General features: G+C 68.1%; 18 protein-coding genes and 1 tRNA gene. 7 read left to right on the top strand and 12 right to left on the bottom strand.

The genetic code is table 11. The features are described from left to right. Window positions 1-2: 2 nt before the first annotated feature. The 4 genes from spt to GGQ59_RS08395 all read right to left on the bottom strand — a co-directional run bounded on the left by spt (window position 3) and on the right by GGQ59_RS08395 (window position 2,950). A complete protein-coding gene (gene spt, locus GGQ59_RS08410; protein WP_183817509.1) occupies window positions 3-1,208 on the bottom strand; it encodes a serine palmitoyltransferase in 1,206 nt (401 codons plus the stop codon). Further along, window positions 1,205-2,176: an NAD-dependent epimerase/dehydratase family protein gene (locus GGQ59_RS08405; RefSeq protein WP_183817507.1), complete on the bottom strand. Its 972-nt coding sequence runs from the start codon at window positions 2,174-2,176 to the stop codon at window positions 1,205-1,207. The genes spt and GGQ59_RS08405 overlap by 4 nt, the downstream gene beginning before the upstream one ends. Before the next feature lie 216 nt (window positions 2,177-2,392). Then, window positions 2,393-2,704 carry a hypothetical protein gene (locus tag GGQ59_RS08400; RefSeq protein ID WP_183817504.1) on the bottom strand — a complete coding sequence of 104 codons (312 nt, stop codon included), beginning with the start codon at window positions 2,702-2,704 and terminating at the stop codon, window positions 2,393-2,395. A 161-nt stretch (window positions 2,705-2,865) separates the two neighbouring features. Continuing rightward, a tRNA-Leu gene (locus tag GGQ59_RS08395) sits at window positions 2,866-2,950 on the bottom strand. A 130-nt stretch (window positions 2,951-3,080) separates the two neighbouring features. Here GGQ59_RS08395 and GGQ59_RS08390 point away from each other — a divergent pair. Further along, complete coding sequence (locus tag GGQ59_RS08390) at window positions 3,081-5,096, top strand: alpha/beta hydrolase family protein (protein ID WP_183817502.1); 2,016 nt, start codon at window positions 3,081-3,083, stop codon at window positions 5,094-5,096. Here GGQ59_RS08390 and GGQ59_RS08385 read toward each other — a convergent pair. The 3 genes from GGQ59_RS08385 to GGQ59_RS08375 form a co-directional block, all read right to left on the bottom strand. Then, window positions 5,067-5,468 (bottom strand): response regulator, encoded by a 402-nt coding sequence (locus GGQ59_RS08385; protein ID WP_183817500.1) that lies wholly within the window; start codon window positions 5,466-5,468, stop codon window positions 5,067-5,069. The genes GGQ59_RS08390 and GGQ59_RS08385 overlap by 30 nt on opposite strands. A 76-nt stretch (window positions 5,469-5,544) precedes the next feature. Next, entirely contained in the window at window positions 5,545-6,909 is a 1,365-nt protein-coding gene (locus GGQ59_RS08380; RefSeq protein ID WP_183817498.1) for an L-serine ammonia-lyase, read from the bottom strand. Window positions 6,910-6,947: 38 nt separating this feature from the next. Then, on the bottom strand, window positions 6,948-7,733 hold the full coding sequence (locus GGQ59_RS08375) for a competence/damage-inducible protein A (protein ID WP_183817496.1): 786 nt from the start codon (window positions 7,731-7,733) through the stop codon (window positions 6,948-6,950). A gap of 114 nt (window positions 7,734-7,847) precedes the next feature. Here GGQ59_RS08375 and parE point away from each other — a divergent pair, with 114 nt between their 5' ends. The 3 genes from parE (at window position 7,848) to GGQ59_RS08360 (ending at window position 11,239) form a co-directional block, all read left to right on the top strand. Continuing rightward, window positions 7,848-9,848 (top strand): DNA topoisomerase IV subunit B, encoded by a 2,001-nt coding sequence (gene parE / locus GGQ59_RS08370; RefSeq protein ID WP_183817494.1) that lies wholly within the window; start codon window positions 7,848-7,850, stop codon window positions 9,846-9,848. After that, window positions 9,841-10,338, top strand: coding sequence for a hypothetical protein (locus GGQ59_RS08365; protein ID WP_183817492.1), 498 nt, complete (start codon window positions 9,841-9,843; stop codon window positions 10,336-10,338). Before parE ends, GGQ59_RS08365 begins: the two co-directional genes overlap by 8 nt. Window positions 10,339-10,588: 250 nt before the next feature. Further along, window positions 10,589-11,239: an outer membrane protein gene (locus tag GGQ59_RS08360; RefSeq protein ID WP_183817490.1), complete on the top strand. Its 651-nt coding sequence runs from the start codon at window positions 10,589-10,591 to the stop codon at window positions 11,237-11,239. 266 nt (window positions 11,240-11,505) lie between these two features. Here GGQ59_RS08360 and GGQ59_RS08355 read toward each other — a convergent pair whose 3' ends face one another. Next, window positions 11,506-11,847 carry a GIY-YIG nuclease family protein gene (locus tag GGQ59_RS08355; RefSeq protein ID WP_246408613.1) on the bottom strand — a complete coding sequence of 114 codons (342 nt, stop codon included), beginning with the start codon at window positions 11,845-11,847 and terminating at the stop codon, window positions 11,506-11,508. Between the two features lie 684 nt (window positions 11,848-12,531). Here GGQ59_RS08355 and purL point away from each other — a divergent pair. After that, window positions 12,532-15,258, top strand: coding sequence for a phosphoribosylformylglycinamidine synthase subunit PurL (gene purL / locus GGQ59_RS15185; RefSeq protein WP_183817488.1), 2,727 nt, complete (start codon window positions 12,532-12,534; stop codon window positions 15,256-15,258). Then, window positions 15,255-16,145: an aldo/keto reductase gene (locus tag GGQ59_RS08345; RefSeq protein WP_183817486.1), complete on the top strand. Its 891-nt coding sequence runs from the start codon at window positions 15,255-15,257 to the stop codon at window positions 16,143-16,145. The genes purL and GGQ59_RS08345 overlap by 4 nt, the downstream gene beginning before the upstream one ends. On the opposite strand, the gene GGQ59_RS08340 is transcribed toward GGQ59_RS08345, so the two are convergent. The 3 genes from GGQ59_RS08340 to hflK all read right to left on the bottom strand — a co-directional run bounded on the left by GGQ59_RS08340 (window position 16,124) and on the right by hflK (window position 19,575). Further along, window positions 16,124-17,422: a Do family serine endopeptidase gene (locus GGQ59_RS08340; RefSeq protein WP_183817484.1), complete on the bottom strand. Its 1,299-nt coding sequence runs from the start codon at window positions 17,420-17,422 to the stop codon at window positions 16,124-16,126. The genes GGQ59_RS08345 and GGQ59_RS08340 overlap by 22 nt on opposite strands. 81 nt (window positions 17,423-17,503) lie before the next feature. After that, window positions 17,504-18,412, bottom strand: coding sequence for a protease modulator HflC (gene hflC, locus GGQ59_RS08335; protein ID WP_183817481.1), 909 nt, complete (start codon window positions 18,410-18,412; stop codon window positions 17,504-17,506). 2 nt (window positions 18,413-18,414) lie between these two features. Next, window positions 18,415-19,575, bottom strand: coding sequence for an FtsH protease activity modulator HflK (gene hflK / locus GGQ59_RS08330; protein WP_183817479.1), 1,161 nt, complete (start codon window positions 19,573-19,575; stop codon window positions 18,415-18,417). Window positions 19,576-19,721: 146 nt separating this feature from the next. On the opposite strand from hflK, the gene GGQ59_RS08325 reads away from it, so the two are divergent. Continuing rightward, window positions 19,722-20,771 carry a P-loop NTPase gene (locus GGQ59_RS08325; protein WP_221400957.1) on the top strand — a complete coding sequence of 350 codons (1,050 nt, stop codon included), beginning with the start codon at window positions 19,722-19,724 and terminating at the stop codon, window positions 20,769-20,771. A gap of 61 nt (window positions 20,772-20,832) precedes the next feature. On the opposite strand, the gene clpB is transcribed toward GGQ59_RS08325, so the two are convergent. Beyond that, window positions 20,833-23,478 (bottom strand): ATP-dependent chaperone ClpB, encoded by a 2,646-nt coding sequence (gene clpB / locus GGQ59_RS08320; protein WP_183817475.1) that lies wholly within the window; start codon window positions 23,476-23,478, stop codon window positions 20,833-20,835. Between the last annotated feature and the right edge of the window lie 11 nt (window positions 23,479-23,489).

Genomic DNA, 23,489 nt, shown 5'->3' with positions numbered 1-23,489 from the left:
GCCTACTCCGCCGCGACCGCCACGGCGCCTTGCTCGGCGAGTTGCGCGAACGCACCGAGGATCGCGTCTATGTCGTCCTCGGTGTGCGCCGCCGACAGGCTGAGGCGAAGGAGGCAAGCGCCCTTCGGCGTCGCCGGCGGCACGGCGAGGTTCACGTAGACGCCCGCCTGCATCAGCTGCTGCCAGCCCATCACCGTCTCGAGGTCCGACGACCGCCGCACGGCGACGATCGGGCTCGGCTCGGCGCAAAGGGTGAAGCCCATCTCCGACAGGCCGGCGTGGAGCTGCTCGGCGCGGGCCCAGAGGTTCTGCCGAAGCCCCTCGCCCTCGCGCAGCTTGGCGAGGGTCACTCGGGTCGACGCGATCGTCGCGGGGCTCGCCGAGGCGGTGAAGGTGTAGGGCCGCATGATGCTGCGGATGCGGTCGAACTCGGCATGCCGCGAGGTGCAGAAGCCGCCCACCGAGGCGAGCGACTTCGAGAAGGTGCCGGAGAAGAAGTCGACCTTGTCCAGGACGCCCTGCATGTCGGCGACGCCGCGGCCTTCCTCGCCGTAGACGCCGACGGAGTGGGCCTCGTCGACGAAGAAGTAGGCGCCGTGCTTCTCGCATACGGCGGCGAACTCGCCGAGCGGCGCGATGTCGCCGAACATGGAGTAGAGCCCTTCGACGACGACCAGGGCGGACCCCTTCGTCTCGGGCAGGAGACGTTCGAGCTTCTGGTCGAGGTCGTCGGGCCGGTTGTGCTTGAACCGCACCATCTTGGCGTCGGACATCCGGCAGGCGTCGTAGATCGAAGCGTGGCTGTCCGCGTCGATCAGGATGAGGTCGTCGCGGCCCGCCAACGTGCCGATCGCGGCCAGGTTGGTCTGATAGCCCGTCGTGAAGACGATGCAGCTCTTCATGCCGAGCCAGTCGGCGATCTCCGCTTCGAGGTCCTGGTGCTCCGCGTAGGACCCGTTCGCCATCCGGCTGCCGGTCGTGCCGGTGCCATGGTGGGCGATGGCTTCCGCCGCCGCCGCCTTGGCGTCTTCGTCGAAGGTCAGGCCGAGATAGTTGTTCGTGCCCGCGAGGATGATCTCGCGCCCGTCGACCCGCGCGCGGGTCGGCGTCAGGATCTCGTCGAACCGCATGCCGAGGGGGTTCTTCGGCATCATCTCGGCCATCTGGTAGCGCTCGAGGAACGCTGCGTACTTGTCGAAGATGCTCATGAATGCCTCGTTAGGGGGCGGCCCTGCCCGGCCTGCGCCCGTGTCAATATCTTCTGATCCGCCCGGGACGTGCCGAGCAGCGGTCGCAGCGCCGCGGCGAGAGGCGGGGAGTTAACGGCGGGGCCCGCGGCCCGCCAGTCGGAATGGAGCATTTCCCGCGCCTTCCCCGCCCCGAACACCGCCGGGCGGCGTGTCACCCTCGCCGCGAAGTCACAAACAAGTCCCGCCATGCGTAGCAGGAAGGGAGGAACGGGCAAGAGCCGCGCGGGATGTCCCGCCGTCGCGGCGGCGCCGGCGAACGCTTCCCAGGAGAGGTCGGGGTAGCTCGCCGGCTCCGAGAGGGCCTGCGGCTGGCTGGGTTGCATGGCGGCGTCGAGGAGGTACTCGGCCAGCGCATCGGCGGGAATCGCGGCGAAGCGGCGTCCGCGCCAGCCCCGTCCACCGGGGACCGGCAGCAGCCCGCGCCGCAGCGCCGCGAGGAGAGGCTCGGTCGCTTCGTCACCGGGACCGAAGACGGCGGGCGGACGCACCACCGCAACCGGCATCTCGCCCACGGCGCGGCGAACCGCGGTCTCGCCGAGCCGTTTGGAGCGCGCATAGGCGGAAAGCGCGGGCGCCCGCGCCGCTTGCGAACTCACGAGGACGAATCGGCCGGCACCCGCCTGGCGCGCCGCCTCGGCGATGCGGGCGGCGCCCACGACGTTCACCTCGTGAAAGCCCCGGTCGCCGAGAGACGCCGTCGCCCCGGCCACGTGCAACACGGCGGTCGCCCCGTCGCACAGGCCGCGAAGCGCCGCCTCGTCACTCAGGTCGCCGCGCACCCACTCGGCCCCCTCCGGCCCGGGGCGGGTCCTGTAGAGCGCGCGCACGGCGACGCCCCGGCCCGCGGCGGCGCGCAGAACCGCGCGGCCGACCAGGCCGGTGGCGCCGGTCAGCGCCAGCACGGGCCGCTCAGTCTGTCCGGTCAAGCCGGGCCGCTCCGGCTGCCCGTCATCAATTCACGCACCGCTCGCCCTCCGGGGATGGGACTGTCCCAGAAAGAGTATTCTGTAACAGTTCGGCGACGAGCCGGGAAGCGCACGAAGGACGGCGGCTTGTTTCACTCCTCCTCGCGGCGCTACCGCGCGGGCCTCGGGCGTTGGCGGACCGGCGACCCTCGGCTGAGCCCCGGCCGGTCGAGCGGGCTAGTCGGCTCTTGCCGCTTGGGAAAGGCCGGCAGGATCGCGCCGGCCGCTGCTGGCGCCGCACGCGCGCAGCTTGGCATCGCAGCGGGCGACGCACCGGCCGTACGGCTCGCTGCCGTGCAGGTAGCGCTCGTTACAGTCCGAGATGCAGGAAGCCCGGTCGGCGTCCCGTACCTCGCAGCGCGCCGCGCTCGTCGTGGGGATGCGCAGCATCTCGCCCTTCCCGTCGCCGTTCCAGTCGGGCACCGGGATGTAGTAGGTCTCGCACGCCGCGAGCACACAGAGGGCGAGGATCCATAAAGGCGGGCGCATGCTCTTCCCCATGCTTTGCGTCCGAAGAAGCTTCGTACCCGAGTGCCTTCTAAAACGCGAACGAGTGAGGCGGGAGGCCAGCGCCGCTTCGCAACGCGGACCGCCAGCGTTCGAGTCGCGCGCGGTAACACCCAGAGTGGAAACCAAACCGTTTCGCGGTTTGGTGCGGACGGCGGGACTCGAACCCGCATGGCCGAAGCCGACGGATTTTAAGTCCGGTGTGTCTACCGATTCCACCACGTCCGCGCCCGAGCATTGAAGCGGCGCCACCATTTTGAAGCAAGCCGCTGTTGTCGGATTAAACTTCGGCGGGTTACCCTTCGTTCAGGGAAGACACCTGCCGCGCTTCGGCGGGGGGTGAGGCAAAGGGGCATCGATGATCTGCGCATGTATCGGCGCGGCGTTCGCCGCCGTCGCGGCGGCCGCACCGAGCGCTTCGCTCGGAGAGGACGTCGACGCCTTCGGCCGGATGCCGACGCTGCGGCACGTCAGCGTCTCACCGAGCGGAAACCGCGTCGCGGCGCTCTACCGCGACGGCGGGGCAGAAGAGTACAGCTTCATCGTCTTCGAGTACGGCGACCAGTTCCAGATGCGCTACGCGGGCAAGCAGAACGAGCAGTTCCGCGTCAGCGAGCCCCACTGGATGCGGGATGACCGGATCGTCTTCTCCGTGCGATTCGGCGCGATGCGGCACAGGACGGATACCGTCGAGACGAGGCTCATGTCGCTCGACGTGGAGACGGGCGAGATCATCCCCCTCTTCGACGCGGAGCAGCGCCAGGGGGTTGCGGAGACCCGCGGCAGCATCGCCGCCCCCGTTCAGATTCAAGACCGAATAGTCTCGCTGACCCGCCAGGACCCGGACAGCCTCCTGGTACAGTACTGGAACGGCGACGTGTACGGTAAGATCAACCACGTCTACGAGGTCGACGTCGACCGGACGAAACGGCACAAGCGGGTGCATAAGGGCCGGGACGACATCTACGATTGGAAGGCGGACGAACTCGGCGAGATTCGTTCGGGCTGGGGCCTGGAGGGCGGCAAGGAACCCCGCCTTCGCATGCTCGACTCCCGAGGGAAGTGGCAGGACCGTTCACGCAGAGTGGCCGAAGATGCCCCTACCTTCAGCGTTCTCGGCTTCCCGCGGGCGCCCGGCAAAGCCTTCGTCGCTTCCGCCCACGAGACCGAGACGGCCGCGCTGTACCTCTACGACGTCGATTCGGACCGGTTCGAGGAGCAGCTGTTCCACAGTCCCGTTTCGGACGTCTACGGCGTTTACCAACAACGCGGTACCGGCGAGGCGCTCGGCGTGATCTACGCCGAGGACGAAAGCCTGATCCACTGGTTCGGGCAGAACTTCGTGCGCGATGCGATCGACGTGATGGAGCGTACCTTCCCAGGCCGGGCCGTTACGCTGACGGACCTGAACGCCGAGCAGACCCACGCCGTCTTCCTCGTCGACGGCACGAACGAAGCCGGCAGCTACTACATCTTCGACATCGCGAACCGGCAGGTCACCGCCCTGCCCACGCAGTATCCTACGCTGGAAGGTCGGGCGATGGGCGCGGTCGTCCGTGTCGACTACGAGGCGCGGGACGGACTTTCCATCCCTGCCTACTTGACGCTGCCGCCGGGGTTGTCGCTCACGGACGCAAAGGACCTTCCCTTCGTCGTCATGCCCCATGGCGGTCCGACCGCGCGCAGCTTCGCTCAGTTCGACTGGCGGACTCAGTTCCTTGCCTCTCGCGGTTACGGCGTTCTGCAGATGAACTTCCGTGGTTCGTCCGGCTACGGTGAGGCCTTCCGCAAGGCAGGCGACCGCCAGTGGGGCCAGGCGATGCAGGACGACATCACCGACGGCGCCGAGTGGCTCGTCGCCCAGGGCTACGCCGATGGCGATCGCCTCGCCATCATGGGCGGTTCTTACGGCGGCTACGCCTCGCTGATGGGCGTGGTGAAGACGCCGGACCTCTACCAGTGCTCGGTCGCCTATGGCGCCGTGACGGACCTTCACGCCCTTCTACGGGACACGCAGCGTTATCGCGGGGGCGAGTACATGACCCGCCACATCGGAACGCTATGGTCCGACCGCGCGATGCACCGGGAGAACTCACCGATGCTGCGGGCCGACGCGATCAAGGTTCCCGTGCTGCTGGTCCACGGCGAAGACGACCGCGTGGTCGACGTCAACCAGAGCCGCGGAATGGCGAGTGCGCTCAAGCGGTCGGGCACGCCTCACCGTTACGTGGAGCTTCCGGCGGGAAGCCACTACGTCGACGTGGGCGACAACCGGATGGTCTTCCTTCGCGAGGTGGGCAGCTTCCTCTCGGAGTGCCTCGGCGGGCCCGAAGAGCGTGCCGATTCAGGCGCCGCTGCCGATCCCCGCGGGTAGAAGCTCGTCGAGGAGTATGCCCAGCGTCTCGCGGTCGACGGGCTTGGGGATGACGAGCCGCTCGGGGTGGGCGCGTACGACCTGCGCCGTCTCCGTGCCGTACCCCGTGACGAAGGCGAAGGGGACGCCCGCCGCCGCGAGGGCGTCGGCGACCGGCGCGCTCGTCTCGCCCGCGTCGAGCGACACGTCGAGCAGCGCCGCGGCCAGTCCGCCCTTCTCCACCGCGGCGCGGGCGGTGTTGGCGTCCCGGTGCGGGCCGACCACGTCGAGGCCCCGATCCTTCACGGCCTGCGCGAGGAGCATGGCGGTCATCGGCTCGTCCTCGACGACGAGGACGAGGTCGGCGGCGCGGGTCGGGGCGGGGTCGATCAAGGCTCTACGGTCTCGGGTTGGAAGAGAAGAACGCTTCCGGCGGGGTGGGGGTTCGCAATCGCAGCAAAAGAAGGCGTCAGCAAGCCACGACGTTGACCGCGAGCCCCCCTTCGGAGGTCTCTTTGTACTTCGCGTTCATGTCCTTACCCGTCTGGCGCATGGTCTCGATCACCTGATCGAGGCTGACCTTGTGGGCCTCGCCGGACCGCAGCGCGAGGCGCGCGGCGTTGACCGCCTTCACCGCGCCGATGGCGTTGCGCTCGATGCAGGGGATCTGGACGAGGCCGCCGACCGGGTCGCAGGTCAGGCCGAGATTGTGCTCCATCCCGATCTCGGCTGCGTGCTCGACCTGCCGAGGCGTCCCGCCCCAGACGGCGGCGAGCCCCGCGGCCGCCATGGAGCACGCCACCCCGACCTCCCCCTGGCAGCCCATCTCCGCGCCCGAGATCGAAGCCTTCTCCTTGTAGAGGAGCGCGATGCCGCCCGCCGTCAGCAGGAAGTCGCGGATGCGCCCGGTCTCGGTCACGCCGTCCATGGCGCAGTAGAACTTCACCACCGAAGGCAGGAGGCCCGCCGCCCCGTTCGTCGGGGCGGTCACGACCTGACCGCCCGCCGCGTTCTCCTCGTTCACGGCCATGGCGAAGACGTTGAGCCAGTCGAACAGCGCCTCGCGCTCGTTGGGCAGGCTCCGCGTCAGGGACGCGTAAAGGGCCGGCGCCCGCCGCGCGACCTGAAGGCCGCCCGGTAGCTCGCCTTCGGTCGAGAGCCCCCGCTCAATGCAGGCCGCCATCGCGCGCCAGACCGCGTCCAGGCCCGCCAGCGTCTCTTCGCGCGGGCGCAGCTGGTCCTCGTTCTCGAGCACCACGTCGGCGATCGACAGGCCGGAGGCGTCGCAGGCCGCCAGGAGCTGCGCGCCGGTCGTGAAGCGGTGCGCGGGCGTCGCGGTCTGCGGGTCCGCGACCCCCATCTCGTCCTCGCGCCGGACGAAGCCGCCGCCGACCGAGTACCAGACCTGGCTGAACAGCGCCTCGCCCTGGCCGTCCAGCAGCGTCAGCCGCATCCCGTTCGGATGCGCGTCCGGCACGTCGCCGGGCGGCGCGAAGCGCACGTCGCGCTTCTTTTCGAAGCCCACTCCATGCCGCCCGAGAAGCGCGATCCGCCCCTCGCTCTCGACCTTCGCCGTCATCTCCTCGATCGCGGCGGTCTCGATCGTCTCCGCCCGCTCTCCGAGCAGGCCGAGCACGCAGGCCCGGTCCGTCGCGTGCCCGATCCCGGTCAGCGCGAGCGAGCCGTAAAGGTCCACGAGGACCCGTTCGGCCTTCTCCAGGCACCCCTCGCCCTCCGCCTCCTCGAGGAAGCGGCGGGCGATCACCATCGGGCCCAGCGTGTGGGAGGAGGACGGACCGATGCCGACCTTGAAGACGTCGAGGACGGAGAGCATCCGTCGCACTTAGGCGTTCGGACGCGCCGCTGCGACCGTTAGTCCCTCACGGGTCCGTAGCCCTCGACCATCTCCGGGTTCACGCCCTGCGCACGGAACAGGCTCTCGACCGCCAGCGCCGCTTGGCGGGCGACCTTCTCGTCGGCGGACTTGCAGACGATGCAGAGCGGCCCGCCTTTGCCCGTCTTGCCCGGATAGGAACCGATCTTCAGCCCGTGCATCGCCTTCTCGAGGCTGACGAGGCCGTCCGCGATCGTGCTCTCCCCGCCCTCGCCGATCACGGTGTAGACCGCCTGGCGCTCGCCCTTGGGCAGGTCGTCCATCACGGCGCCCAGCATGGCCTCGAAGATCGCCGGCACCCCTGCGAAGACGAAGGTGTTCTCGATCCGGAACCCCGGCGCGCCGGAGACCGAGTTCGGCACCAGGCTCGCGCCTTCGGGAATGCGCGCCATCCGCCGCCGGGCGTCCGTCACCTCCTGGTTCTTCTTCGCGTACCATTCGGCGAGCACTGCAAGCGCATCGTCTCGGACGGGCGCCTTCACGCCGAAGGCCTCGGCGACCGCCTCGGCGGTGATGTCGTCATGGGTCGGCCCGATCCCGCCCGAGGTGAAGAGCACGTCCACCCGGCCCGACAGCGTGCGCACCGCGTTCACGATCGCCTCTCGGTCGTCGGGCACGATCCGCACCTCGCTCAGGGTCACCCCCCGCTCGTCCAGCGTCTGCGCCAGGGTGTAGATGTTCGAATCGCGCGTGCGGCCGGAGAGGATCTCGTCCCCGATGGCGATCATCGCTGCGGTGGGCATTTTAGGAGCGTCGTCTGTCATCGCGCCCCGCTAGCGCCTTCGCGCGCGTGCAGGAAGTCCCGCCCTTCCCTGCCCGCCCGGCATGGTCTACGACGGAGCCTTCTTTCGTTCACTCTTCGTTCCAGGGGACCGCCCATGGCCAAGACGGCGCGCGCCGACCTCTTCGAGTCCGACTATTCGGCCAAGGACATCGAGGTCCTGGAGGGCCTCGAGCCCGTCCGGATGCGCCCCGGCATGTATATCGGCGGCACGGACGAGCGCGCGCTGCACCACCTCTTCGCCGAGGTGCTCGACAACTCGATGGACGAGGCGGTGGCGGGCCACGCGACCCGGATCGAGGTCGAGCTCCACGCCGACGGCAGCCTGTCCGTCGCGGACAACGGCCGGGGCATCCCGATCGACCCGCACCCCAAGTTCAAGAACAAGTCCGCGCTCGAGGTCATCCTCACCACGCTGCACGCGGGCGGCAAGTTCACGAACAAGGCCTACGCCACCTCCGGCGGCCTTCACGGCGTCGGCGTCTCGGTCGTCAACGCGCTCTCGGACCTCCTCACGGTCGAGGTCGCGCGCGACCGCACGCTCTACCGGCAGAGCTTCGAGCGCGGGCACCCCACCGGCAAGCTGAAGAAGGTCGGCGAGACCCACAACCGTCGCGGCACCACCGTCACCTTCCATCCGGACGCTGAGATCTTCGGCGAGGGCGCGGCCTTCAAGCCCGCGCGCCTCTACCGCATGGCCCGCTCCAAGGCCTACCTCTTCGGCGGGGTCGAGATCCGCTGGGCCTGCGACCCCTCGCTCCTCAAGGAGAGCGACCCCACCCCCGCCAAGGACAGCTTCCACTTCGAAGGCGGCCTGTCGGACTACCTCCGCTCCGTCATCAAGGAGCGTCCGACCGTCACCGAGGACCTCTTCGCGGGCCGCATCGAGAAGGAGGGCGGGCACGGCACGGTCGAGTGGGCGGTCGTCTGGGGCCAGGCGGGGCTCAACACGCCCGCGGGGCCGATCGCGGACGGTTTCTCGGCCAGCTACTGCAACACGATCCCGACCCCTGAGGGCGGCACGCACGAGCAGGGCCTGCGCCAGGCGCTGACCCGCGGCCTGCGCGCTTACGGCGAGATGACCAACGTCAAGAAGGCCGCCTCGATCACGGCCGAGGACGTCCTCGGCACGGCGGGCGCCCTCCTCTCGGTCTTCGTCTCGAACCCTGAGTTCCAGGGCCAGACGAAGGACAAGCTCGCGACGACCGAGGCGACCAAGCTCACCGACGCCGCCATCCGCCCCGCCTTCGACCACTGGCTCGCCGACCATCCGAAGCAGGCCGACAAGCTCCTCGAATGGGTCATCGACCGCGCGGACGAGCGCCTGCGCCGCCGCAAGGAGAAGGAAGTCTCTCGGGCGTCGGCGATGAAGAAGCTCCGCCTGCCCGGAAAGCTCGCCGACTGCACGGCGAAGGACAGGACGAACACGGAGATCTTCCTCGTCGAGGGCGATAGCGCCGGTGGCTCCGCCAAGCAGGCCCGCGCGCGCGAGACGCAGGCCATCCTCCCGCTCAGGGGCAAGATCCTCAACGTCGCCTCCGCCACGCGCGACAAGATCGCCCAGAACCAGGAGGTCCAGGACATCGCCCAGGCGCTCGGCGTGGGCCTCGGCACCAAGTTCGACCTCGACGACCTCCGCTACGACAAGGTCATCATCATGACCGACGCGGACGTCGACGGCGCCCACATCGCCGCCCTCCTCATCACCTTCTTCCAGTACGAGATGCCGCAGCTCGTCCGAGACGGCCGCCTCTTCCTCGCCCAGCCGCCGCTCTACCGCCTGACCCAAGGCGGAAAGACCGTCTACGCCCTCGACGACGAGGACCGCGAGAAGAAGCTCGCCAAAGAGTTCAAGTCCGGCGCCAAGGTCGACGTCGGCCGCTTCAAGGGCCTCGGCGAGATGAACGCCGGCGACCTCAAGCAAACGACGATGGACCCCCGTACACGGACCTTGGCGCGCGTAAGGATGCCCGCCGACGGCGAAGCCGCGGCGAGCGTGGCTGACCTCTTCGACCGCTTGATGGGCAAGAAGGCGGAGCCGCGGTTCCGGTTCATCCAGGAGAACGCGGCGTTCGTTGGGGAGGAGTTGGATGTCTGAGGAGGAAACGAAAACTTTCACTAGCTATACGCTCGAACTGAAAGATACCTCCGACCTACTTGATCAGTTTCAACTATGCCTTGAGGCATATCTAGAAAACCCCTCGCATTCGGGTAACGCAGTAACCTGTGCTATGCTTGCTTGGCACACACTAGAGTGGCACCTATGGGATATCTGCGCCAGTAAAGATCTATTCTTAATAGAGCGAAAGAATGCGCTTGATGAGCATAAATGTCTTTGGTTTATAAAAGATATTGCCGAGGGAACGAAGCACGGTCGAGATCTCGACAAAAAGAAAAGGTTGGTATTCAGCCATCGAGTTCAGAACGGTGAGTTCGGACCTGATTTTGGTGAGGGTTTCCTCATCGACGATATCTTCCTGACAGAAGAAGATGGTGCTACATATCGAATGAGTGAAATAGTTCGGGAAACTGAACATTTCTTATCATCGGCTATTGGTTCTAAATGTAGCGACTCGCCTCGCTCGTAGGCCGGTCATGTTACGCGGCCCCACCCCAGTATCTCCGGCTCGCGACAGACCAGGAGGCTCCGTTCCCGAACGAACCGCCGGGCCGCACGGCCCCGTGCTGCGACCGCCCTACGCAGGGACCGCCCCGCTCGCGTCGCCCTGGGGCTATATCACTCAGCACTAGCTATCTCGGTCGGGCTTAAGGGAGCAGAAACCGTTCGGAAACTAGGGCCTACGCGGCATCTCATCTACGCGTTACCTTGGGGCCCGCATGCGAAACATCAGTTCCGTTCTTTTGGCAGCATCGATCACGCTGACCGGCACAGCAACCGCGCAGGAGACGAGCTCTTATGCGCAGATTCACGGCGGACTCTTCGTCGTCACCGACGACGCGCTCGACACGAACGCTGTTCTGCCGGGATCGGAAAATTATGATGTTGCAGCGTACATCGACTATGAACCCGGTATCGCGATTGGCGCCCTCTATGGTCACCGCCTATCCGCACGTTTCGCGCTCGAGGCGGAAGTGACGTATCGCACGACGAAAGCTAATGGCGTCGGGCTCATCTTCGATGGCGAAGACATCGGCGAAAGTTCGAAGATCGATCTCGATGGCTCCCTAGACACCTTCGCGTTCATGGCGAACGGGGTCTACACTTTACCCATCCTCGGCAGGTTCGAGCCCTTTGTCGGCGGCGGCGTCGGTTACATCATGCCGGATACCGCGGATGACGTCGATGCGGACGGACTAATTGGGTATCAAGCTAAGGTGGGCGTAGCTGTCCCCATCGGATCGAACAGCTTTGGGATCGAGGCTGCTTATCTAGGCACGGGTGGGTTTGACGAAAGTGATGGCGACACAGAAGTAACCGTTGGATATGGCGGTGTAAGCGTTCTCGCGGCCTACAGGTTCGGGTTCTGAGCTGTTTGCTATTGTCATATCTCGGCCGTCTCGTAGGGCGGACGTGCTCCGGCTTCTCATACTTGCGATAGGCCAGCAGGCTTTGTCCGCGAACGGGCGGCCGCGCGCCGCGACCGCCCTGCTCGCGTCGCCCCGGGCTCGTCCCGGGGCCCAACAGCCGGACCCTCGACCCTCTTGGCGGTAACGCTTGCGCGCCTCCGCGTCGCCGCACCCGACCGACACTTCACGAGATGGACCCCCGGGACGGGCCCGGGGTGACGGTGGGGCTAGCCCGTCCAGCCGCCGAGGTCCCACCACAGGTCGCGCCAGTCGGGGTTCTGCGCCTCGATCAGGTTCAGCTTGTAGGCGCGCGGCCACTTCTTGACCCGCTTCTCGTGCGCGATGGCATCCGCGATGCGTTCGAACCGTCCGTACCAGACGAGCCGCGTGCAGCCCCAACGCGCGCAGAAGGTCGAGCCCGCCCCTGCCCGGTGCTGCCCCACCCGGCGCGGCAGGTCCCCCGTCACCCCGGTGTAGAGCGTCCCGTTCCGCCGGTTCGCCATGATGGTAACGAAGCTGTCGGCCACGAACGGAAGGCTGTGGCCGTTCGCGCGCTTACGCCAGCCCAACCGTCACCCCGGGCTCGTCCCGGGGTCCATCTCCGAGAGGTGCCACGAAGCGCGACGATGGCGAGCCGCCCGGCGGCTCGGACCTGCCGGACCAGGGAGGCCGCGCTAGCGGAGGGCGCAGGTGTTGGGCCCCGGGACGAGCCCGGGGCGACGGGAACCTTATCCCCGCCCTTCCGCTCCGTGCCATTCTCCCCCCGTCGCGGCAGGACCGGGGCGGGGCGGACAGCTGACGTCTCCCCTGCCTGCCGCCACGAGGTCACGTGCTGTCCGAGTCTGGATGATGGAATGCATCCCACTTGGTCAGGTTAGACACGCGCCGGGTGAGCTGAAGAACGGCCCCGGCGGATCGCGCTGAGGAGCGTGGAGGACTTCGTGCCGCGCGCGGCGAGGGTTTGGGACCCCTTGCGCCGCAGACAACCACACTACTCCCCGAACTGCGGCGAGCCGCGCGCGGGACACCCCGGACCATCGTACCACCGCGCAAGCGGACGATGAGCGCTGCCTCGCTTCCGATCTCGCTGCCCCGCACCGCTGGCGCCCGGGGCCGAAGGCCCGTGCCGCCAGCCCGCGCTCAAGCAGGCGGGCGGTCAGCCCGCCGGTAGCGCCACAAAAGAGAGGGCGGACGATCGGGGCTGCGCGTCGCCCGCTCTTGCCAGACGCGCCCGCTCGCGGCATCCCCCGCGCATGGAACATGCGCCCGAGACCATCCAAGAACACGGCCTGACGCTGCAGGAGTACGACCGGATCGTCTCCTCGCTCGGGCGGGAGCCGAACCTCCTCGAGCTCGGCATCTTCTCGGTCATGTGGTCCGAGCACTGCTCCTACAAGTCCTCGCGGCGCCACCTCGCGAAGCTCCCTACCAAGGGCGAGCGGGTGATCCACGGGCCGGGCGAGAACGCGGGCGTCGTGGACATTGGGGACGGCCAGGCTGTCATCTTCAAGATGGAGAGCCACAACCACCCGAGCTTCATCGAGCCCTATCAGGGCGCGGCCACCGGCGTCGGCGGCATCATGCGCGACGTCTTCACCATGGGCGCGCGGCCCGTCGCGATGATGAACGCGCTGCGCTTCGGCTCGATCGGGCACCCCAAGACGAAGCACCTCCTCGCGGGCGTCGTCTCCGGCATCGGCGGCTACGGCAACTGCATGGGCGTGCCGACGGTGGGCGGCGAGACGAACTTCGACCCCGCCTATGACGGCAACATCCTCGTCAACGCGATGTGCGTCGGCATCGCGGATCAGGACAAGATCTTCCTCTCCGCCGCGGAAGGGGCGGGCAACCCCGTCGTCTATGTCGGCTCCAAGACCGGCCGTGACGGCATCCACGGCGCGACCATGGCCTCGGCCGAGTTCGACGACGCCTCCGAGGAGAAGCGACCGACCGTGCAGGTCGGCGACCCCTTCACCGAGAAGCTCCTCTTGGAGGCCTGCCTCGAGCTGATGGCCAAGGACGCGATCCTCGCGATCCAGGACATGGGCGCGGCGGGCCTCACCTCCTCCTCCGTCGAGATGGCTGCGGGCGGCATCAAGGCGGGCGCCGGCGGCTTCGACATGGACCTCGACCAGGTGCCCCAGCGCGAAGAGGGCATGACGGCGTACGAGATGATGCTGTCGGAGAGCCAGGAGCGCATGCTCATGGTGCTCAAGCCCGGACGCGAGGACGAGGCCCGGGCGATCTTCGACAAGTGGGGCGTCGACTTCGCGGTTATCGGCACGACGACGGACAGCGGTAAGCTCGTCATTCGGCACAAGGGCGAGGTGGTCGCGGACCTGCCCGTAGGTCCCCTCGCCGACGAGGCGCCGAACTACGACCGCCCGCACACGCCGCTGCCCGAGGCGGTGAAGCTCGAGGACCCGAAGGTGGTCGTGCGCGAGGCGGAGGTCACGCTGACCGCCGGCGAGCGTTCGCTGGACGAGGTCGCGGGCGCGCTGATCGAGGAGACGCTGAAGGGTCGCCCCGGCGTCGCCGCCGTCGCCGCGCGTGAGGACGACGGCAGGCTGACCCTTTACGCCCGCGCCGCGATCGACGCGGGCTCGGACGTCTTCGCGCCCCTGATCGAGGCGGCGGAGAACCTGAAGGCGGCGGGCATGGTCGCCGACGCCCGGACCGAGACGGCGGAGACGACGGCGAACCTCGCCGACACGCCGTCGGGCGACACCCTCCTGACCGCCCTCGCCCGCCTGGCCGGATCGCCGGACCTCTGCTCGCGCGAGTGGATCTGGTCGCAATACGACCACACCGTCATGGGCGACACGGTAGAGGGCCCAGGCGGCGACGCGGCCGTCGTCCGCGTTCACGGCACGGACAAGTCGCTCGCGATCTCGACGGACGTGACGCCTCGCTACTGCCTCGCGGACCCCAAGATGGGCGGACGCCAGGCGGTCGCCGAGAGCTACCGCAACCTCTGCGCGGTCGGGGCGGAGCCGCTCGCCATCACCAACTGCCTCAACTTCGGCAACCCCGAGAAGCCGGAGATCATGGCGCAGTTCGTCGGCTGCCTCGAAGGCATAACCGAGGCCTGCGAAGCCCTGACCATGCCCGTCGTCTCCGGCAACGTCTCGCTCTACAACGAGACCAGCGGCAAGGGCATCCCGCCGACCCCGGCCATCGGCGCGGTCGGCCTGATCGGCGACGTCGCCAAGGCGGCCCGGATGGACACGGCTCGCCCGGGCGACGCCCTCGTCGCGATCGGCGTCACGCGCGGCTGGCTCGGCCAGTCGCTCTACCTTCGCGAGCTCTTCTCCCTGACCGAGGGCGCCCCGCCCCCCGTCGACCTCGCCGCCGAACGCAAGGCGGGCGAGCTCGTCCGCCGCCTGATCGAGAGCGGACAGGTCGCAGCTGTCCACGACGTCTCGGACGGCGGTATCCTCGTCGCTGCGGCCGAGATGGCGATGGCTTCAGGCGAGGGCCTCGCGCTGACGACCCCGGTCAAGGAGCGTCGCGCCGCCTTCTGGTTCGGCGAGGACCAGGGCCGCTACCTCCTCGCCGTGCCGGCGTCCGAGGCCGACAGTCTCGTCGTCAAGTCGGCGATGGCGGGCGTCCAGGCGAGCCGCCTCGGCGTCTTCGGCGGCGAGGCGGTCGTGCTCGACGGCAAGGACTGCCTCAGCCTCTACGACCTCGCCGCGATCCACGCTGGCACCCTCCCCGCCCTGTTCGAACAGGAGACCGACCCCATGCCCATGGCCGCAGACGACATCAAAACGCTGATCCTCGAAGCCATGCCGGACGCCGAAGTTCAGATCACGGACCTCGCGGGCGACGGCGATCACTACAAGGCACGGATCGAATCGGCCGCCTTCGAGGGGCTGAACCGGGTGCAGCAGCACCAACTCGTCTACCGCGCCCTTAAGGGCCGGATGGGCGGCGAGCTTCACGCTCTCGCGCTGGAGACCGCGCCGAAGAGCGAATGACCGGCCTCGGCTTCGGCGCCACCGGCGCCTGGGCGTCGCGCATCGTTTCCGAACGCCGCGCAGGCGAAGTGCTTGAGGCGGCGCTGGCGGCGGGGGTCCGAGCGATCGACACCGGACCGTCCTATGCTAGCGGCAACGCCGAGCCTCGGCTCGGCCGCGTTCTCAACTCCCTAGCCCCAGACGGCCTCTACGAGGGCGAGCGGCTGCTTCTGAGCAGCAAGGTCGGAACGAAGCTCGGCGAAGGCGGCCGGCTGATCAAGGACTTCCGGCCTGAAACGGTCGAGACGCAGATCGCGAACAGCCTCTCGGCTCTGCGCGTGTCGCAGTTGGACGTCGTCTACCTGCATGGACCCGATGAACATGGCTTCCGCTCCTCCCTTCCGGCGTTAACTCGACTGAAACAATATGGCTCGCTCAAGGCGATCGGCATCTGTGCCGATCGGGACTGGTTGATGCAGGCCGCGCGCCACGAAGCGGTCGATTGGGTGATGGCGCCGTACAACGCGCTCAATTCGCACAACGGCGCCGCGCTTCGTGAAGCGAAGGCGAATGGCAAGAAGATCGCCGTTGTCGCGCCGTTGGCGCAGGCGCTGTGGCGGCGGGACATTCTCCTCCCGAGCGGTCCCGCGGGCATCTGGTATGCAGCCCGCACCTTGCGCAACAAGGGGGAGGGGCTGACCGCGGCCCGCCAGGCCATATGGCTGCGGGACGTACCGGAATGGGATCCCGTCTCGCTCCTACTGGCCTTCGTGCGGGTAACGCTGAGCCCGGACCTTATCCTCACCACTACGACCAACCCGCGCCACGTCGCGCAGTCGGCGCGGGCTCTGAACCGCCCCGTGCCGCCTGACCTAGAGGCGAAGCTTCAGGGTCTGATCGTCTCGTAGAACAGTCGCTCGCCGCGCTGAACGAGGATCTGCACCGCGTCCGCCTGTACCTCGCGAAGCCGCTCGAGCTGCCTCGCGACGTCGGCCGGCTCGCGGGCCTCGTCCCATCCTATTTCGAGGATCACGTCGCCCTGGCGCAGCGTCTGGGAGATCGGACTCGACGGGTCGACGGCAGTGACGACCACCCCCGCCACGTCCTTCGGCAGTCCGTAGGCCTCGCGAACCTCTTCGGTCGCCGCCTGGAGCGTCAGTCCGCCTGCCGAGATGGCGGGGGTTCCCTGCGCGCGCGCCAAGGCCCGCTCGCGCCGGTCGACGGTAACTTCGAGCGTCAGGCGTTCGCCGCCGCGCAGGACGGTGACCGGAACCGTCTTGCCGACCGGCGTCTCGGCGACGGCCCGCGTCAAGTCCCGCCGCTCGCCGATCTCGGCGCGGCCGAAGCGCAGGATCACGTCGTCCGGCAACAATCCCGCCTTGTCGGACGGCCCGCCGGGTGTCGGTCGGACGACCAGAGCGCCTCTACGGTCCGGCAGACCGAGCCGCCTCGCCACCCGGTTGTCGACCTCGTTGAGCGTCACGCCGAGGAAACCCCGTTGCGTTTCGCCGTACTCGATCAGCTGATCGACCACGTTCTGCACGAGGCTGCTGGGCACGGCGAAACCAACACCGACCGAGCCGCCCGTCTGACTGAAGATGACCGTGTTCACACCGATGACCCGGCCCGACATGTCGAAGAGCGGACCGCCGGAGTTGCCTCGGTTGATGGCTGCGTCGGTCTGAATGAAGTCGTCGTAAAGGCCGCTATCGATGTCGCGGTTACGCGCCGACACGATGCCGGCGCTGACCGATCCGCCAAGCCCGAAGGGGTTGCCGATCGCGACGACCCAGTCGCCGACCCGCGCGGCGTCGCTATCGCCGAAGCTGACATTGGCGAAGGTCCGATCCGCATCGATGTCGAGGACTGCGATGTCGGTCAGCGGATCGCTGGCCCGCAGCCGGGCGGGAAGCTCGGTCCCGTCCGAGAGGATCACCAAGATCTCGTCGGCGTTGTCGATGACGTGGTTGTTCGTCACGACGACGCCGTCCTCGGTGACGATGAAGCCGGAGCCGAGCGAGACGCCTTGCCGCTCGTTGCCTTGCGAGTTCTGCGACGTCGAGATGTTCACGACCGCCGGCATGACCGCTTCCACGAGGTCCGCGAAGCTGTCTGGCGCCCCCCGTGCAAACGCGATCGAGGGCAGCTGCAGGAGTAGGAGAAGCGCGAACGCGAGGCGGATCATGAAAGCTCCACGAGGGGTGCCGGGGAGCCTAACCCCTCTGCCCCGCCCGGCAAAGAGGGCGGGGCGTCGCGCGGTGTCGTATCAACGCTCGGCGGGCCGACCACCATCTTGCTCGAAGTAGCGGAAGAACTCCGAGTCGGGAGAAAGGACGACCGTGTCGCCGGAGCGTAGCGACCGCTGATAGGCGTTGAGCGAGCGGTAGAAGGCGAAGAACTCCGGATCGCGGTTGTAGGCCTGAGCGAAGATCGCGTTGCGCTGCCCGTCGGCCTCACCGCGGATGCTTTGCGCTTCCTCCTCCGCCTCCGCCAGGATCGTGACGACCTGCTTGTCGGCCTGAGCGCGGATTTCCTGCGCCCGACGGTCGCCATCCGCGCGGATGCGCTGCGCCTGCTGATCGTAGTCGGACTTCATCCGCTCATAGACGTTCTGCGCGTTCTCGGCCGGAAAGTCCGCCTGACGGATGCGCACGTCGACGATCTGGACCCCGAGGGCCTCGGCCTCCGCCGCGACGCTCTGCTGGATCGCGGACATGACCTCGACCCGCTCGCTGTCGATGATCTGACTGATCTGCTTGCCGCCCGCGACCTCCCGCATCGCCTCGCCGAGCACGTTCGTCAGGCGGTTGTTGAAGCTGTCGCGCATGCTCTCGGGGTCGCGACCGCCCTGGCTGAACCGTTGGAAGTACTGCAGCGGGTCCGTGATGATGTAACGCACGAACGCATCGACGAGCAGGCGCTCCTCGTTCGCGACGATCAACTCGATGGGGTTGCGAAGGTCGAACTCCAGGTTCCGCGAGTCGAGGAAGATGACGTTCTGCGCCAAGGGGACCTTGGCGTGCAGGCCGGTCTCATCGTCGGTCAGAACCCGGACGGGATCCCCGAACTGGAGCACGATGGCCTGCTGGTCCTCTCGCACGGTGAAGAGGACGGAACTCAGGACGAAGAGGGCGATGAAGCCCAGTACGATCAGAAGGACGCGTTTGGGGGTCATGGTCAGTTGCTCCCGCCGGTGTTGGCGCGCCGGTTCTGATCCTGCCGCGCGAGCTCATTGAGGTTGAGGTAGGGCATGGTCCCGCCTGCGTTCTCGTCGATGACGATCTTGTTCATGTCGCCGAGCACTTCTTCCATGGTCTCGAGGTACATGCGGCGGCGGGTGACCTCGGGTGCGCGGGCGTACTCGTCGTAGATGTCGACGAACCGCGCGGCGTCGCCTCGAGCCTCCGCCACCACGCGCGCGGCGTAGGCCTCGGCGTCGAGCACGGTCTGCCGGGCCTGACCCCGAGCGACGGGCACGCGCTGGTTCGCGTAGCCGGTCGCGACGTTGACGCGCTGCTCCGCGTCGGAGCGGGCATTGACGACGTCGAGCTGGCTGTCGCGCACTTCCTGAGGCGGGGTCGCCTCGCCGAAGTTCACGCGGATGACCTGAATGCCGCTGTCGTAGCTGTCGAGCGTCTGCTGAAGGATGTCGGCGGTACCTTCGTTGACGATGCTCCGGCCCCGGCTGATGATCGGACCGAACTCTTCGCCCCCGACCACCTCGCGCAGCGCGGCCTCCGCTGCCGACTTCACGAGGCCCGTGGGGTCCTCGATGTTGTAGGCGAACTTCGCCGCGTTCGGCAGCTCGCCCGGTGCCGTGTCGGCGTCGTCCTTGATGCGGTAGTTCACCTGCATGTCGACATCGACGATGTTGAGGTCAGACGTCAGCATCGAGGTCCGCCCCCCCTGCCCCCGACCGATGGTCACCGCCCGGTCGCCCTGAACGTCGACGTCCACCACGCGCTGGAACGGCCAGGGCATGTGCCAGTTGAGGCCGGGCCCGGTCAGGCCGGTGAACTTGCCGAAGGTCGTCACGACGCCGCGCTCGCCGGGTTGGATCTGGTAGATGCCGGAGGCGAGATAGAGGACGCCGAGCGCCGCCGCCCCGAAGAGGAAGGCGCGGCCCGAAGGCAGCTGGATCGGATCGCCACTGCGCGGCGGCCGCTTGCCGCCGCCGCCCTTACGGAATCGCTCACGGCCCGAGCGAAGCAGCTCCTCGAGGTCCGGCGCGGACTGGCCGGGGCGCCGGCCATTGCCGTTCGAAGGGCGGTTGCCCTCCCCCGGCTGTTGGCCCCAGGGGCCTTTGTTTCCGCTGCCAGGCTTGTCTGTCCAGGGCATGACCGTCCTATTCTATCTATGGAGAGCCTCGTGGCCCACCGTTCCCAGCGTATTCGTCCCCGCTATATGTGTACGCCCGCGCCTCACGCAAACGAGACTTGGGGTACGGGGCCCCGCGACCCGAGGTAGCGCTTATGCTGGACCGAATGAAGAACGCTGCAAGACGCGCGCAGATCGAAACCAAGGGCGCCCGGCTCGTCGACGAGGCCGCGCCCGGCGCTCGCCTGACCTGGCGGGAGGCCGAGGGAGGCCTGGCGGCGACCGTCGTCCTACCCGAAGGCGCGCCTGACACGTTGAAGCCGCGCATCGAGGAAGGCCTCAGCAATCTCGGCGCGACCCGAGTCCTGGTGGTCGAACAAGGCCCTGCGCGACAGCCGTCCCAACCGGCGGCGGCACCGCGCGGCGGCCATGACGACCCGCTGCGCCTTGGCGGCGCTCGCCGGACGGAACCGCCGACCAAGTCGCGCCCGCGCGGTGTGCGCCGTGTCGTCGCGGTCGCGAGCGGCAAGGGCGGCGTCGGCAAGAGCACGGTCGCGAGTCGCCTCGCACTCGCCCTCGCGGAGAAAGGCGAACGCGTCGGCCTCCTCGACCTCGACGTCTACGGCCCCTCCATCCCGGTCATGTTCGGTCTCAGCGAGAAGCCCGCGCTGCGGGACGGCGCCATGCTGCCCCTCCGCGCTCGGGGCTTGTCGCTCCTGTCGATCGGATTCCTCGTCGCCGAAGATCAGGCGCTCGCTTGGAGGGGGCCGATGGTCATGGGGGCCGTGCGCCAGTTGATGGAGGAGGCGGACTGGACCGGCGAGGACGGCGCGCCGCTCGACACGCTCGTGGTCGACACGCCGCCGGGCACCGGCGACGCGCATCTGTCGATGATCCAGCGGCTCGCGCTGGACGCGGCCGTGCTGGTGACGACGCCGAGCCCCCTCGCCCTCGCCGATCTTCGCCGCGGCAAGCAGCTCTTCGAACGAACAGGCGTTCCGGTCCTCGGCGTGGTGGAGAACATGGCGAGCCTGCCCGGCGGCCCCGGCCCGTTCGGCGAGCCGCTGAGCGAGGGCGACCTCGAGGCGTTGAACCTCAAGCGGCTCGCGAGCCTCCCGCTCGACGCGAAGCTGGCGGCGCTGCCGGCCCGGACGGACGCCGTCGGCACGGACTTGCTCGGGTCGGTTGCCGACCTGGTGGCGGCTGTCGAGGTGTGAGTCGAGCGTTCCGCCGACTGCAGGCGTGACCCGGAGAAAGGGCGGGCCGGAGCCCGCCCTCTCAGTTGATCGCGGTGCTGACGGGCGCGCTCGGACGGCCTGCGCCCCCGAGCCTGAACGCTTCCCGGCCCGAGAGCCGCGCGCCGTTCATGGTCAGTCCATCGTCGTCCGCCGACAGCGACAGCGTGTCTCCGTCCGCGACCGCGCCGGAGAGGATGGCTTCGGCGAGCGGGTCCTGCACCGCCTTCTGCACGACCCGCTTCAGGGGCCGGGCACCGAAGGCAGGATCGTAACCCGCCTCGGCGAGCCATGCGCGGGCCGCGTCGTCGAGCGCGATCTTGATCTTCCGCTCGTCAAGCAGGCGCTGTAGCCGCGCGATCTGGATGTCCACGATCGCGCCCATCTGGTCCCGCTGCAGGCGCGAGAACAGAATGATCTCGTCGAGTCGGTTCAGGAACTCCGGCCGGAAGGCCGCCCTCACCGCGTCCATGACGGGTTCGCGCACGTCCTCTACGTCCGCCCCTTCGCGAAGGGACGACATGAACTCGGACCCGAGGTTCGAGGTCAGGATGATCAGCGTGTTGCGAAAGTCGACCGTGCGCCCCTGCCCGTCCGTCAGCCGACCCTCGTCGAGGACCTGGAGAAGGACGTTGAAGACGTCCGGGTGCGCTTTTTCGACCTCGTCGAAGAGGACGACCTGATAAGGCCGCCTGCGGACGGCCTCGGTCAGGACGCCGCCCTCCTCATAGCCGACATATCCCGGCGGCGCGCCGATCAGGCGGCTGACGGCGTGCTTCTCCATGAACTCGGACATGTCGATCCGCTGGATCGCGCTGTCGTCGTCGAACAGGAAGGCCGCAAGCGCCTTGGTCAGCTCGGTCTTGCCCACGCCCGTGGGGCCAAGGAACAGGAACGAGCCCAAGGGCCTGTTCGGGTCCTGAAGCCCGGCCCTCGCCCGGCGAACGGCGGCGGAGACGGCGGTGACCGCCTCGTCCTGGCCGATGACGCGGCGATGCAACGCCTCCTCCATGTGAAGGAGCTTCTCGCGCTCGCCTTCCAGCATCTTATCCACGGGGATGCCGGTCCATTTGGAAACGACCTGCGCGATGCCTTCGGCGTCGACGACCTCTTGGACGAGGCTCGCCTGATCCTCTGCATCCTCGGCGACCGCCAGCTTGCGCTCCAGTTCCGGAATGCGGCCGTACTTAATCTCGGAGGCGAGGCCGAGGTCGCCCCGGCGCTCCGCATCCGTCAGTTCCTGGCGAGCCCGGTCGAGCTGCTCCTTCACTTCGGTTGCGGAGGCAAGGGCCGCCTTCTCGGACTCCCAACGCGCAGTCATCTCGGCGGACTGCTGCTCGAGATTCGCAAGCTCCTGCTCGAGCTTGGCGAGTCTGTCGCGGGAGGCCTTGTCGTCCTCGCGTCGCAGCGCCTCGCGCTCGATCTTCATCTGGATGACCTGGCGGTCGATCGCGTCGAGCGCTTCGGGCTTACTGTCCACCGCCATGCGGAGGCGCGACGCCGCCTCGTCGACGAGGTCGATCGCCTTGTCCGGCAGGAAGCGGTCGGTGATGTAGCGGTTACTGAGCGTCGCCGCGGCCACGATCGCGCTGTCGGCGATCCGCACGCCGTGGTGCAGCTCGTACTTCTCCTTGAGGCCGCGCAGGATCGAGACCGTGTCCTCGACCGTCGGCTCGCTGACGAAGACCGCCTGGAAGCGCCGCGCCAGCGCCGCATCCTTCTCGACGTGCTTTCTGTACTCGTCGAGCGTCGTCGCGCCGACGCAGTGAAGCTCGCCGCGCGCGAGGGCCGGCTTAAGGAGGTTCGACGCGTCCATCGCGCCATCCGCCTTCCCGGCGCCGACCAACGTGTGCATCTCGTCGATGAAGAGGATGATGCCGCCCTCGGCCGACTGAACCTCGGACAGGACCGCTTTGAGCCGCTCCTCGAACTCGCCTCGGTACTTCGCCCCGGCGATGAGCGCGCCCATGTCGAGCGCGAGGAGGCGCTTGTCCTTGAGGCTCTCGGGCACGTCGCCGTTGACGATGCGGAGCGCGAGGCCCTCCGCGATCGCGGTCTTGCCGACGCCGGGCTCGCCGATCAGCACGGGGTTGTTCTTGGTACGCCGCGACAGGATCTGCATCGCGCGGCGGATCTCTTCATCGCGGCCGATGATGGGGTCGAGCTTGCCGCTCTTCGCCCGTTCGGTCAGGTCGGTCGCGTAGCGTTTGAGGGCGTCGTACTGCCCCTCCGCCCCGGCGCTGTCCGCCGTGCGGCCCTTGCGGACCTGGTTGATGGCTTCGTTGAGGCTCTGCGCGTTGACGCCGGCCTTCTTGAGATGCTGAGCCGCCTCGCCTTCGAGGCTCAGCGCGACGAGGAGCCGCTCGGCGGTGACGAAGCTGTCGCCCGCCTTCTTCGCGATCTCCTCGGCGCGTACGAAGACCTTGTTCAGGCTCTGGGAAAGGTAGGTCTGCGCCGACTGCCCCTCGACCTTCGGCAGCTTGGCGAGCGCAGCGTCGACGAGTTGAAGCGCGGTCTCGGGTTGCCCGCCGGCCGAACGGATCAGGTTCGCAGCCAAGCCTTCGCTGTCGTCGAGCAGCGCTTTCAAGAGGTGATCAGGCGTGATCTGCTGGTGCGACTCCCGCACCGCGATCGTCTGCGCAGCCTGGATCATGCCGCGGCTGCGGTCGGTATAGGTCTCGAAGTTCATCCGTCCTCCAA

Origin of the sequence: Parvularcula dongshanensis (genome assembly GCF_014199615.1) — a bacterium.
Taxonomy (GTDB): domain Bacteria; phylum Pseudomonadota; class Alphaproteobacteria; order Caulobacterales; family Parvularculaceae; genus Parvularcula; species Parvularcula dongshanensis.
This window is presented reverse-complemented; position numbering and strand designations above follow the sequence as displayed.

Excerpts from the sequence above, each read along its gene's own strand:
- spt (WP_183817509.1), bottom strand. The coding sequence starts at position 1,208 with ATGAGCATCTTCGACAAGTACGCAGCGTTCCTCGAGCGCTACCAGATG.
- GGQ59_RS08400 (WP_183817504.1), bottom strand. The coding sequence starts at position 2,704 with ATGCGCCCGCCTTTATGGATCCTCGCCCTCTGTGTGCTCGCGGCGTGC.
- GGQ59_RS08390 (WP_183817502.1), top strand. The coding sequence starts at position 3,081 with ATGATCTGCGCATGTATCGGCGCGGCGTTCGCCGCCGTCGCGGCGGCC.
- GGQ59_RS08380 (WP_183817498.1), bottom strand. The coding sequence starts at position 6,909 with ATGCTCTCCGTCCTCGACGTCTTCAAGGTCGGCATCGGTCCGTCCTCC.
- GGQ59_RS08375 (WP_183817496.1), bottom strand. The coding sequence starts at position 7,733 with ATGACAGACGACGCTCCTAAAATGCCCACCGCAGCGATGATCGCCATC.
- parE (WP_183817494.1), top strand. The coding sequence starts at position 7,848 with ATGGCCAAGACGGCGCGCGCCGACCTCTTCGAGTCCGACTATTCGGCC.
- GGQ59_RS08365 (WP_183817492.1), top strand. The coding sequence starts at position 9,841 with ATGTCTGAGGAGGAAACGAAAACTTTCACTAGCTATACGCTCGAACTG.
- GGQ59_RS08360 (WP_183817490.1), top strand. The coding sequence starts at position 10,589 with ATGCGAAACATCAGTTCCGTTCTTTTGGCAGCATCGATCACGCTGACC.
- purL (WP_183817488.1), top strand. The coding sequence starts at position 12,532 with ATGGAACATGCGCCCGAGACCATCCAAGAACACGGCCTGACGCTGCAG.
- GGQ59_RS08345 (WP_183817486.1), top strand. The coding sequence starts at position 15,255 with ATGACCGGCCTCGGCTTCGGCGCCACCGGCGCCTGGGCGTCGCGCATC.
- GGQ59_RS08340 (WP_183817484.1), bottom strand. The coding sequence starts at position 17,422 with ATGATCCGCCTCGCGTTCGCGCTTCTCCTACTCCTGCAGCTGCCCTCG.
- hflC (WP_183817481.1), bottom strand. The coding sequence starts at position 18,412 with ATGACCCCCAAACGCGTCCTTCTGATCGTACTGGGCTTCATCGCCCTC.
- hflK (WP_183817479.1), bottom strand. The coding sequence starts at position 19,575 with ATGCCCTGGACAGACAAGCCTGGCAGCGGAAACAAAGGCCCCTGGGGC.
- GGQ59_RS08325 (WP_221400957.1), top strand. The coding sequence starts at position 19,722 with ATGAAGAACGCTGCAAGACGCGCGCAGATCGAAACCAAGGGCGCCCGG.
- clpB (WP_183817475.1), bottom strand. The coding sequence starts at position 23,478 with ATGAACTTCGAGACCTATACCGACCGCAGCCGCGGCATGATCCAGGCT.